Genomic DNA, 11,357 nt, shown 5'->3' on the forward strand with positions numbered 1-11,357 from the left:
CCCGGCAGTTCCGAAAGAGGCGGGCCATCGATCTGATGCGCGTCGCCACCGCGGTGTGTAGCTGAGCTCCACCGCCCCGCTGCCCTTGGCTCCCATATCCCGCGAAGGCCGTCATGACCTCCAGCACAACCATGTCCGGATTCCGGCGCTTTCCCGTCGTTGTCGCATCGTCCATTCTGGTCGCCCTCACCGCGTGCGTGGCCCCGCCGCAGTCCACCGCGAGCAGCAAGGACGTCTCCGGCGAGAGCATCCCGGACGCGCTCGCCCCCGACACCACGCTCACGGTCGGGGCACCCGACCTCAAGGTCGCCCTGGAACTGTCGGGGCAGATCGACGAACTGCCCTTCAAGGTGAAGTGGGCCAACATCAGCGGCGGCCCCAAGTGCTCCGAGGCCTTCCGGGCCGACGCCCTCGACATCTGCTCGGCCGCGGACATCCCGTCGATCAACGCCCACTGGACGGGGCTCGACACCAAGTTGGTGGCGGTGAAGTTCCGCGCGGATCCGATCAAAAATCCCATCTACGAACTGGGCACGGCCCCGGGCTCCGGCATCCGCACGCTGGCGGACCTGCGGGGAAAGAAGATCGCCTACAGCCCGGGACAGGCCCAGGGAGCACTGGTCCTGCGCATTCTGGACAAGGCGGGGCTCACACAAGAGGACGTCGAACTTGTCGAACTCGCGAGCACCGGAGACGTCTATCCCACGGCGCTCGGGAACCGGCAAGTGGATGCCGCCCCCATCGCGGACGTCAACATCAAGCGCTATCTGGCCAATTACGGAAAGGAGGGCGGCGCAACGGTCAAGCACGGGCTCCGGGACGACCCGGCGCATCTGTGGGCGCTGACCGAATCCGTTGCCGACGCGCAGAAATCGGCGGCCATCAGGGAACTCGTGAAATTCTGGGCGCGGGCGCAGATATGGATCGAAGAGCACCCGAAGGAATGGGTCGCGGGCTATTACGTCGAGGACCAGGGGCTCAGCCGCGAGGACGGCGAGTACCTCGTCCAGCGAGTCGGCCGTCCGGACCTGCCCGCGGACTGGACCGACGCCATCCACCGGCAGCAGCAGACCATCGACCTGCTGGCCGAGGAGCAGGACCGCGAGCCCTTCGAGGCGGACCTTCTCTTCGACCGCCGCTACGAGCCGGTGGCCGCCGAGGCCGTCTCCGGCAAAGGGACGACATCATGAGCACCACGGTCCACGACCGGCAGGCGCCACCTGAGGCGAAAGCCCCGGCAGCCGCGGTCCGCCCACGCCGTCCGCACCGAAGGCGCCTGGGACCCGGCAAACCCGTGCCGTACGGCTGGGCGATCGGCCCGGTGCTGCTGCTCGTGCTCTGGGCGACGGCCTCCGGATTCGGCCTCGTCGACGTGCGCAGCCTGCCGGCGCCGTGGACCATCGCGTACACCGCGGGTGACCTGACCGACAACGGCAAGCTGCAGTCCCACCTCACCACCTCCGCCCAACGCGCCCTTTTCGGGCTGCTGTTCGGCGTCGTGGCCGGGCTGCTCCTCGCGCTCGTCTCCGGCCTCAGCCGGCTCGGCGAGGCGGTGATCGACGGTCCGGTCCAGATCAAGCGGGCCATTCCCTCGCTGGCGTTGATACCCCTGCTGATCCTCTGGTTCGGCATCGGCGAGACGATGAAGGTCATCACGATCGCGCTCGGTGTCTTCGTGCCGGTCTACATCCACACGCACAACGGACTGCGCACCATCGACAGCCGCTACGCCGAACTCGCCGAGACCGTGGGCCTCGGCCGGCTCGCCTTCGTCCGCCATGTCGTGCTTCCCGGCGCCCTGCCCGGCTTCCTGCTCGGCATGCGCTTCGCTGTGACCGGGGCCTGGCTCGCCCTGGTCGTCGTGGAGCAGGTCAACGCCACCAGCGGGATCGGCTACATGATGGAGCTCGCGCGGACGTACGGGCAGACCGACGTGATCATCGTCGGTCTCGTCGTGTACGGCCTGCTCGGTCTCGTCTCCGACGCCCTGGTACGACTCGTGGAGAGGAGGGCCCTGTCATGGCGGCGCACGCTGGCGGGCTGAGCACGGCCGAGGACCGGGCGACGGTCCGCATCGAAAACCTGGTGCGTTCCTTCGGGGAGCGCAGAGTGCTGGACGGGCTCGACCTGTCCATCGCACCGGGCGAGTTCGTGGCGCTGCTCGGGCGCAGCGGTTCCGGCAAGAGCACGCTGCTGCGGGCCCTGGCCGGGCTCGACCACGAGGTGGCGGGCAGCGGCGAGCTGACCGCCCCCGACCAGGTGTCCGTCGTCTTCCAGGACGCACGGCTGCTGCCCTGGAAGCGGCTGCTCGACAACGTCGTCCTGGGTCTGGTCGGGCCCTTTGCCGAGGAGCGGGGCCGTGCCGCCCTCGCCGAGGTCGGTCTGGCCGGGCGTGAGCGAGGGTGGCCCGTGGAGCTGTCCGGCGGCGAACAGCAGCGTGTCTCGCTCGCGCGTTCCCTGGTGCGTGAGCCGCGGCTGCTGCTGGCGGACGAGCCGTTCGGGGCGCTGGACGCACTGACCCGGATCAGGATGCACGCCCTGTTGCGGCGGCTGTGCGAACGGCACAGGCCCGCCGTGCTCCTCGTCACCCATGACGTCGACGAGGCCGTCGCGCTCGCGGACCGGGTCGTGGTGCTGGACCGTGGCCGGATCGCGGCCGACCTTCCCGTGGAGCTCCCGGCGCCGCGCCGTCACGGCAGCAGCGAGTACGTGGCCCTGCGCGGCCGACTGCTCGCCCGGCTGGGAGTGGACACCGTCGAGACCACCGGAGTCAGCGAGGGCACCGGAAGCACCGGAAACAACGGCGTCGTCGGGGCCGTCGGGGAGGAGAGCGCGGCATGAGTGCCCGGAAGCTGCACCTGAATCTGTTCGTCTACCCGGGCGGCCACCACGAGGCCGCGTGGCGCCACCACGGCACCGATCCCGGCCGGCTCCTGGACATCGGGTTCTACCAGGACCTCGCCCGCCGCGCCGAACGGGCGGCATTCGACGCCGTGTTCTTCGCCGACGGGCCGTCCCTGGCGGACAACGTGCGCTACGCCAGCCGCTTCCGGCTCGAACCGTTCACCTGGCTGTCGGCCGTCGCCGCGGCCACCGAGCGCATCGGCCTGATCGCGACGGCCTCGACCACCTACACCGAGCCCTACAACCTGGCCCGTCTCTTCTCCTCGCTGGATCACCTCAGCGGAGGGCGGGCCGGCTGGAACATCGTGACCACCGGCGCCCCGCAGGCCGCCGGGAACTTCGGCCTCGACGAGCACCCGGTGCACGCCGAACGGTACGACCGGGCACGGGAGTTCGTCGACGTGGTGACGAAGCTGTGGGACAGCTGGGAGGACGAGGCGCTGGTCGTCGACCAGAGGAGCGGCGTGTTCGCCGACACCGACCGCATCCACGAGATCAACCACACGGGCCGTCACCTGAAGGTGCGCGGACCACTGAACCTCCCCCGCTCCCCGCAGGGCCGGCCGGTCTACGTGCAGGCAGGGTCCTCCGAGGACGGCCGCTCCTTCGCCGCCGCGTACGCCGAGGCCGTGTTCACCGCTCACCAGACGCTGCGCAGCGGGCAGGAGTTCTACGCCGACCTCAAGGCACGGGCCGCGGCGCTCGGCCGGGACCCGGACCAGGTGATCGTGCTGCCGGGCATCAGCCCCTTCATCGGTTCGACCGAGGCGGAGGCACACGCGCTGCACGGGGAGTTCAACGAACTCACCCAGCCGGAGTACTCGCTCCACCTGCTCCAACGTCTGCTGGGTCTCGAGCTGGGGGCGGACGAGCTGGACGGTCCGGTGCCCCGACGGCTCATCGAGACCCGGGGCGAGCGCGGCAACGGCAGCCGCTTCCGACTCGTCCTGGACATCATCGACCGTGAACAGCCCACGGTCCGCGAGCTGCTGCACCGCCTGGCGGGCGCTCGCGGCCACCGCGTCGTGGCCGGCACACCCGAGCAGGTCGCCGACCAGATCCAGGAGTGGTTCGAGCACGGGGCGGCAGACGGTTTCAACATCATGCCGCCCTGGCTCCCCGGCGGCTTCGATCTCTTCGCCGACCAGGTGGTGCCGATCCTGCGGGCGCGGGGGCTGTTCCGCTCCGCCTACGACGGGGCCACACTGCGCGAGCACTACGGACTCTCGCGGCCCGCCGCCGTGCCGGTCCCGGCGCAGAAGGCCGTGTGACTCCGCCCGCCCCACGGGGCGGAGACGGTGCGAGGGACGGCCCCGGGCGTATCGGCGGTGGCACGTCCGGGACCGCCCCTCGGCTCCCCCGGAAGTGGCTGCCCACCTGCCGGGGGGGAGGAAACGGAGCACAGCGTTCACTGCCACACGTGCACGCGCACGGGTTACCCGGTCAACACGACGGCCCGGTCAGCCGTTTCCGGCACCTTCCACGTGGAGCCGGGGCGTCGGCTCAGGCGCAGGTCCAGGCCGACATGCCCTGGAGCTGGGCCAGGCGTTCGGCGACGGCGATCTGTTCCCGGCGGGTGGCCAGGTCCGCGCGCGGGGCGTACTTGAGGCCACCGGCCGCGACCCAGCTCGACTGCGAGAACTGCAGGCCGCCGTAGTGGCCGTTGCCCGTGTTCGCCTTCCAGTTGCCGCTGGATTCGCATGCGGCGATGGCGTCCCAGTCGGTCCGCGCGGGGGCCGACGGCGAGGCCGCCGCCGCGGCGGGCGCGCCCAGTGCGGTCGCGGCGACGAGGGCCACCAGGGCGGTACGGATTCCGCGAGCGTGAGAACTGCGCACGTCGCTCGTATGAGCATGTCGTCTACAGATCATATGAAGACTGTTACATCAGGTGACGGGCGCCGTCGCGCCGGCCGCGCCCTCCTTGCGCCGTACGGAGCATCCGGACCGCGCCCCGGGACCTCACGCCCAGAGTTCGTCGCTGTCGCACACGCGGGCGCCCATGTTGCGCTGCATCATGCGCAGCGCGGCATCCGCGAGGTCGGCGTGGATGTGGGCGACCGCGTCACGCGGGACGACGACCTGGAGGTGGCGGATGTGGGCGTCGAGGGCGGAGTAGAGCACGCACTGCTCGGTCACCTGTCCGCACAGCACGAGCCGGTCGATTCCCTGCTGGTGGAGCAGGTAGGTCAGCGGGGTCTCGAAGAAGATCGAGTGGCGTGCCTTGACCACGAAGAGGGAGGACTCGTCGGGCCGCACCGGCTCGACGAGACGGGAGTGCGGTCCCGAGAGGGCCTTGTCGAGGATCTCGCCGTGGTGCGAACGCCACTCGCCGAAGTTGTCATTGACGTAGATCACGGGGATCCCCTGCCCCCGTGCCCGGTCCAGCAGACCGGTCACCGCCGGCAGTACGGACTCCACGGCGGGAATCAGTGACTCGGCGTCCTCGTGGTCGTAGGTGTTGATCATGTCGATGACGATCAGCGCGGTCTTGCCCATGCCGCCCAGGTTGCCACCGGGCGGCGGGAAAACGGCGCTTCCCCGGTCGGTGGCGGGGCGTGCACGCCGCCGGCCGGTCATGGGAGGTCCGGGTCCAAAGGCTCCGTCTCCCCCTGCGCGAGCGGACTCACCGCCCAGGGCACCGGCCCCCGGCCGACGCTCCAGTTACGCAGTCGCCGCTCGTCCACGCACACTATTCCGCACTGTTCGGCGTACTCTGCAGCCGGTGCGGTGAAGGAACTGCTGGTGACGAGGATCGCGACATCGGCCTCGTGGACGGTGAAGCAGGTACCGCCGAAGCGCTGCATCTCCTCGGAGCCGACCTTGTTGCCGTCCGCGTAGCGCTTGCACTGGATGACGATCCGTCTGCCGTCGGGAGCCGTCGCCACCACGTCCGCGCCGAGGTCGCCCGCCCCGCCCACGACCTCCACGGCGGCGCAGCCGTCCCGTACGCAGAGACCGGCTATCGCCTGCTCGAACTCGTCGGGGCTCAGCGACCCGTGGTCGAGGACGGGCACCGTGGTCTCCTCGTCACCGGGCTCCTCCCCCGCCGGCGCGCTCGCCCGCTGCGGTTCGAGCGCCTCCAGGGTGGTGGCCGTGGCCTCCTCCAAGGCCTCCGTGGTGCGGCGCGCCAGCCCCGCCGCGGAGTACCCGGATCGCCTTCGTCGACGGACGAAGCCGGCCACCACCGCGCCGAGCACCAGGACGACGGCCCACGCGGGGCGCCGCTCGACGACGTCGGACGCCATGCGCACGATCCAGCCCACGATGCTCAGGCCGACTGCGACGAGGCCGAAGAGCACGGCTGTCGCCCGGAGGTCGAAGCGACGTCCGGGACGCCTCGGACGGGAGCGGCGTTCGGTCACGGTCACGTTGGTCGTTCCTCCCTCGCGGGCCGACATGAAGATCACTCACGTCGTCTGCCCCATAAGGGCCCACCCATCGGCCGTACATGACACGCCGTCGGATGGCTCATCCGGGCCGTGCGCGATTCCGTCGGGCATAACGTGCGGAATATGAAGAAATGCCATGTCGTGTACTTGGTGTGCACCGCAGCGATGATCGGAACGGGGCTCGGCGCGGCTCCGGCGTCCGCAATCCACACGACCCGCGTGGTCCTCCCGGGACAATCGATCCAGAAGGCAGTGGACGCTGCCCGGCCGGGCGACACGGTTCTCGTCACCCCCGGCACCTATCACGAGAGTGTCCAGGTGAGCACGCCCGGGCTCACCCTGCGCGGCATGGGCCGGCACACGGTCATCAAGCCGAGCACGAAGAAGACGCCCGCCAACACGTGCGCCGAGGGCGGCAACGGCATCTGCGTGGTCGGGACGACGGCCGACAAGGTCGAGGACGTCACCGTCGCCTCCCTGACCGTGACCGGCTTCGCCCGCACCGGTGTGCTCTCGAAGCACACCGACGGTCTGACGGTGCGGAACGTGTCCGCCGTGAAGAACGGAATCTGGGGCATCGCCCAGGAGTACTCGGTCCGCGGTGTCTTCCGGGGCAACACCGCCGAGGACAACGGCGACGCGGGCATCTTCGTCGCCAACACGATCACGGCCGAGGAAGGCGCCCACGACACCCGGGGCGCGATCGTCGAGCACAACCGCCTCGACGGCAACCGGATCGGAGTCACCGTCCGGCGTCTGCGCAACCTCAGCGTCGAGAACAACCACATCACCGACAACTGTGCGGGCGTGTTCGTCGTCGGCGACGAGAACATGCCCAAGGCCGGCGACCTGACGGTGCGTGACAACTACGTCGTCAGCAACAACAGGTCCTGCCCCAAGACCGAACGGCTGCCCGCCCTCCAGGGCTCCGGCATCGTCCTGACCGGCACCGAGAAGGTCCGCATCACGGACAACACGGTCATGAACAACGCCGGCACCTCCCCGCTGTCGGGCGGCATCGTCCTGTTCAAGAGCTTCGTGGGCGTCACCGGCGAACACAACGAGGTCAGCGACAACAGGCTGCACGCCAACGCCCCGGCCGACATCGTCAGCACCGAGACCGCCGGGACCAACACCTTCAAGGGCAACACCTGCACGGCGTCCAAGCCCTCGGGCCTGTGCTGACCGGCCGGCCCCAGTAACCCGTGGACCGAAGAAGGAAGGAAGGCGGCACATGACGACCGCACAGACCGCCCCACCCCCGCCCATGCGGCTGAGGGAGCTCGTGTTCGGGGCGGCATGTGCCGCCGCCCTCCGCGCGGCTGCCCGGCTCGGCGTCGCCGACGCCCTCGGCGAGACCCCCATGGCCGTGGAGGATCTCGCGGCCGCGGTGAAGACCGAGCCCCGGCCACTGCGCCGGCTGCTGCGCGCCCTGACCTGCTACGGCGTCTTCGCCGAGCACAAGGACGGGACGTTCGCGCACACCGACATGTCCCGGCTGCTGCGCGAGGACGACCCGCACAGCCTGCGCTACATCACCCTGTGGTGCACCGAGCCGTGGACCTGGGACGCGTGGCCGCAGTTGGACGAGGCGGTGCGCACCGGCCGCAACGTCGTCGAGGGCCTGTACGGCAAGGAGTTCTTCACCTACCTCAACGAGGACGCTCCCGAGTCGGCGGAGGTGTTCAACCGCGCCATGACGACGTCCAGCCGGCAGTCGGCCCAGGACGTGGCGGCTCTCCTCGACCTGTCCGCGAGCACGTCCGTCGCCGACATCGGCGGCGGCCAGGGCCACGTGGTGGCCAGCCTGCTGGAGAAGTACCCGTCGATGCAGGGCACCCTCCTCGACCTGCCGCGGGTGGTGGAGAACGCCGACCCCCGGCTGCGCGACGGCGGATCGCTCGCGGACCGGGTGCGCATCGTGCCGGGTGACTGCCGTGACGCCATCCCCGTGCGGGCCGATGTGTACATCATCAAGAACATCCTGGAGTGGGACGACGACAGCACCGCCCGCGCCCTGCGCAACGTCATCGAGGCGGGCGGACCCGGCGCACGGGTCGTGGTCATCGAGAACCTCGTCGACGACACGCCCTCCATGCGGTTCAGCACCGCCATGGACCTGCTGCTGCTCCTCAACGTCGGGGGCGCGAAGCACACCACCGACAGCATGGTCGGCCGGCTGACCGACGCGGGCCTCGTCATCGACGACATCCGTCCGGTCAACCCCTATCTGCACGCGTTCGACTGCACCGTGCCCCGCTGAGCCGACCGGGAGACAACCGGATCAGGAGCCACACGGTCATCGGCCGCCGGCCCGCGTACGTCGCGGACCGGCGGCCGATGTGTGCGCTCACGCCACGGGGACGGTTCAGGCGTCGGGCGAGCGGCGGTCGGTGACGGGTTCCATGCGGGCGCCCGCGAGCGCGCGGGCCAGGTCGCCGCCCTCGGCCGCGGAGGTGCCCGCCGGTGCCGCGCCGCCGTCCAGGAGCGTGGTCAGCTCGGTCACCCGGCCGGCGTCCGGGAGGCCGAGGATCACCGCCGGATCGGCGGCGACGAGGTCGCCCCGTACGTCGATCAGCCGGACGACCACGTCGTCGCGCTGGAAGATCGTGCTGCACAGGACCGCACTGCGCGGGTCGTCCGCCGCCGCCTCGTCGCGTTCGGCGAGCAGCTGGGCCAGCCGCATGCCGCAGCCCGGCCGGGCCGGGTACGACAGCGCGTGCCGCTGCGCCGCCGGGTCCCGCTCCCCCGCCGTCACATGGTGGACGGCGGGCAGCGCGGCCCGCGTGTAGAACACCCGGGCGGACTCCGGGTCGCCAAGGTCCCGGTCCTGCTCCAGGTACGGGTTGATGGCCTCCTCGACCGCCCGCACCTCGGGCTGCTCCGCCACGTGCCGGAGGGCGGCGAGCAGGTCGCCGCGCACCTCGATGGCCCGCACCACGCGGTTGCCGTGCAGGAACAGCGAGGTGCGGCAGAGCCGCGTGGTGTCGTCGACCTGCGGCTCGGGCGAGGCGTAGTCGGCGAGGATCTTGGCGACCACGTCCTCGCTCCCCGGCCTGACCGTGAAGGTCAGCGCGTGGCGGATGACTCCGTCACCGATTCGGGGTGTCTGGAGCCCGCCCCGGGCGGACTCGGCGCCGGCCGCCGGGTTGCTGGTCTCCCGCACGACGTGGAAGCGCAGCGACCTGGTGTCCCGGACGCAGCTGTGCAGCGGCTTCACCATCCGCACGTGCTCTTCGCTGCTCACCCAGCTCAGGAACGGCGGGGCGCTCTCCCACTCGCTGGTGATGAGCCACTGGGAGGGGTTCTCGATGGACTGGCACAGCTGTTCACTGATGTGCCCGGGGACGGACTCGACGTGGCTGCGCAGTTGCTCGTACGTCTCGAGGAACTGCTGCTGGGCTCCGTCGTAGACCTCCACCAGCAGGACGACTCGGAGTCGGGAGCCGTCGAACACGGACTGGGAGACCTGATGCGACACCTGTCGCGTCAGCGGGTCGGAAGCAGGGGTGGACATGGTGGTCATCTGCGCACATCTCCTTCGCGGGGGCGGAACTGAACGTCGGCCGCGGGATGCGACGCCAGCGTGCCTCGATCCTGTGCCGGGCCCCGGTGGCGCGCGACCCGTGTGAACTGGGCGGGTGACCTGCGTGATGTCGGGCGTGGGGCGGCCTCAGACGAGGTGGGCGAACACCACCAGGTTGTCCGTGTAGTCCTTGGCCTTGCGGTCGTAGTCACCCGCGCAGGTGATGAGCCGTACCTCGGCCCGCTCCGCGTCGCCGTACACACGCTCGCTGGGGAAGTCGTCCTTGTCGTAGGTCTCCAGGGCGTCGACCTCGAAGGTCGCCTTGCGTCCGTCGGCGCGTTCGACGGAGAACACGTCTCCCTCGTCCAGTTCGTCGAGGCGGGCGAAGACGGCCGGGGACGTCTTCGTGTCCACGTGCCCGGCGATGATCGAGGTGCCCGTCTCGCCCGGGGAGACTCCCTTGGCGTGCCAGCCGACGAGGTTGGTGTCGTCGGGCGGCGGGGGCTCGAGCTGCCCGCCCGTGCCGATGGCGAGGTCGGTGAAGGGCGCGTCGACGGAGATGTCCGGGATGCGCAGGCGCACCGGTTTCGACCGCGCCAGATGCTTGGGCGCCGGTGCGGTGGCCTCCGGGGAGGACGTGCCCGACGGCGATGCGGACGGGGCGGCGGACGAGGCCGACGCGCCGGGCTGGGCGACGAGCGGTGGGCGGGAGGAGTCGGTCGACGTGTCGTTGCCGCCGACCAGGCTCACCGCCAGGACCAGGAGGGCCACGGCGCACAGCACCATCAGGCCCGAGCGTGACCCCAGTCCGGTCGTGGCCGGCTCGTCGTCGGCGGGGGAGGAAGGGGGGACTGCCATCGAGGACCACCTCACTGGGGCAGGACATCAGTCAGGGCATCAGGGCGGACGGGGTGAGGGGGGAACGAGCCGGGCCGCCACGGGGTGACCGGGTGGCGGCCCGACTGCTATCTCGCCCGGCATGGCTTACGCCACCCCGGGAGCCGACTTCCTGCGCCGGACGGCGTAGAGACCGGTCGCGGCGACGCCCAGGACGGCGAGGCCGGCCGCGGTCGTGGTGGGCGCGTCCAGCGCACCGCCTCCGGTGTGCATTCCGCCGCGCGGCTTGTCGTGCTCACCACCCCAGGACTTCTCGCCCTCGTCCTGCTTGTACCCGGAGCCCTCCTTGGACTCGTAACCGCTGCCGGAGTCACGGCTGCCGCTGTCCCAGCCGCCCTCGTTCACCGCGGCCAGCGCACCGCCACCCGTGCGCATCCCACCGCGCGGGTCGTCGCCCTTGTCGCCCTTGTAGCCGGAGTCACCCTTGTCGCCGGAGTCACCCTTGTCGCCGGAGTCACGGCCACCGCCGTCCCAGCCACCCTCGGACACCGCGGCCAGCGCACCGCCACCCGTGCGCATCCCACCGCGCGGGTCGTCGCCCTTGTCGCCCTTGTCGCCCTTGTAGCCGGAGTCACCCTTGTCGCCGGAGTCACCCTTGTCGCCGGAGTCACGGCCACCGCCGTCCCAGCCACCCTCGGACA

Annotated in this window: 11 protein-coding genes and 1 pseudogene; 6 read left to right on the top strand and 6 right to left on the bottom strand. The window is 70.7% G+C overall.

What is annotated here, in order from left to right; translation table 11 throughout:
• Positions 1 to 113: 113 nt before the first annotated feature.
• From ACIGO6_RS25460 to ACIGO6_RS25475, 4 genes are read left to right on the top strand one after another with little or no spacing between them, the layout of a single operon-like run.
• Positions 114 to 1,190 carry an ABC transporter substrate-binding protein gene (locus ACIGO6_RS25460; RefSeq protein WP_399879831.1) on the top strand — a complete coding sequence of 359 codons (1,077 nt, stop codon included), beginning with the start codon at positions 114 to 116 and terminating at the stop codon, positions 1,188 to 1,190.
• Positions 1,187 to 2,044: an ABC transporter permease gene (locus ACIGO6_RS25465; protein WP_399879833.1), complete on the top strand. Its 858-nt coding sequence runs from the start codon at positions 1,187 to 1,189 to the stop codon at positions 2,042 to 2,044. Before ACIGO6_RS25460 ends, ACIGO6_RS25465 begins: the two co-directional genes overlap by 4 nt.
• Complete coding sequence (locus ACIGO6_RS25470) at positions 2,020 to 2,841, top strand: ABC transporter ATP-binding protein (protein ID WP_399879835.1); 822 nt, start codon at positions 2,020 to 2,022, stop codon at positions 2,839 to 2,841. Before ACIGO6_RS25465 ends, ACIGO6_RS25470 begins: the two co-directional genes overlap by 25 nt.
• Entirely contained in the window at positions 2,838 to 4,175 is a 1,338-nt protein-coding gene (locus ACIGO6_RS25475) for an LLM class flavin-dependent oxidoreductase (protein ID WP_399879837.1), read from the top strand. The genes ACIGO6_RS25470 and ACIGO6_RS25475 overlap by 4 nt, the downstream gene beginning before the upstream one ends.
• 232 nt (positions 4,176 to 4,407) lie before the next feature.
• Here ACIGO6_RS25475 and ACIGO6_RS25480 read toward each other — a convergent pair whose 3' ends face one another.
• The 3 genes from ACIGO6_RS25480 to ACIGO6_RS25490 all read right to left on the bottom strand — a co-directional run bounded on the left by ACIGO6_RS25480 (position 4,408) and on the right by ACIGO6_RS25490 (position 6,272).
• Positions 4,408 to 4,773, bottom strand: coding sequence for a transglycosylase family protein (locus ACIGO6_RS25480; protein ID WP_399879839.1), 366 nt, complete (start codon positions 4,771 to 4,773; stop codon positions 4,408 to 4,410).
• Between the two features lie 90 nt (positions 4,774 to 4,863).
• Positions 4,864 to 5,400 carry a cysteine hydrolase family protein gene (locus tag ACIGO6_RS25485; protein ID WP_399879841.1) on the bottom strand — a complete coding sequence of 179 codons (537 nt, stop codon included), beginning with the start codon at positions 5,398 to 5,400 and terminating at the stop codon, positions 4,864 to 4,866.
• Positions 5,401 to 5,477: 77 nt separating this feature from the next.
• Positions 5,478 to 6,272: a restriction endonuclease gene (locus ACIGO6_RS25490; RefSeq protein ID WP_399879843.1), complete on the bottom strand. Its 795-nt coding sequence runs from the start codon at positions 6,270 to 6,272 to the stop codon at positions 5,478 to 5,480.
• Between the two features lie 144 nt (positions 6,273 to 6,416).
• Here ACIGO6_RS25490 and ACIGO6_RS25495 point away from each other — a divergent pair, with 144 nt between their 5' ends.
• The gene (locus ACIGO6_RS25495) at positions 6,417 to 7,478 is read left to right on the top strand and encodes a nitrous oxide reductase family maturation protein NosD (protein ID WP_399880092.1); all 1,062 of its coding nucleotides are present in this window, start codon (positions 6,417 to 6,419) and stop codon (positions 7,476 to 7,478) included.
• Positions 7,479 to 7,527: 49 nt separating this feature from the next.
• Positions 7,528 to 8,556 carry a methyltransferase gene (locus tag ACIGO6_RS25500; RefSeq protein WP_399879845.1) on the top strand — a complete coding sequence of 343 codons (1,029 nt, stop codon included), beginning with the start codon at positions 7,528 to 7,530 and terminating at the stop codon, positions 8,554 to 8,556.
• Positions 8,557 to 8,661: 105 nt separating this feature from the next.
• Here the strand turns inward: ACIGO6_RS25500 and ACIGO6_RS25505 are convergent, their stop codons facing one another.
• From ACIGO6_RS25505 to ACIGO6_RS25515, 3 genes and pseudogenes are all read right to left on the bottom strand, one after another.
• Positions 8,662 to 9,819: a SchA/CurD-like domain-containing protein gene (locus ACIGO6_RS25505; RefSeq protein ID WP_399879847.1), complete on the bottom strand. Its 1,158-nt coding sequence runs from the start codon at positions 9,817 to 9,819 to the stop codon at positions 8,662 to 8,664.
• Positions 9,820 to 9,966: 147 nt separating this feature from the next.
• Positions 9,967 to 10,677 carry a class F sortase gene (locus ACIGO6_RS25510; protein ID WP_399879848.1) on the bottom strand — a complete coding sequence of 237 codons (711 nt, stop codon included), beginning with the start codon at positions 10,675 to 10,677 and terminating at the stop codon, positions 9,967 to 9,969.
• 126 nt (positions 10,678 to 10,803) lie between these two features.
• Positions 10,804 to 11,357 (bottom strand): annotated as a pseudogene (locus tag ACIGO6_RS25515) (DNA primase); the annotation flags it as partial.

Origin of the sequence: Streptomyces sp. NPDC053750 (genome assembly GCF_044544295.1) — a bacterium.
GTDB lineage: Bacteria > Actinomycetota > Actinomycetes > Streptomycetales > Streptomycetaceae > Streptomyces.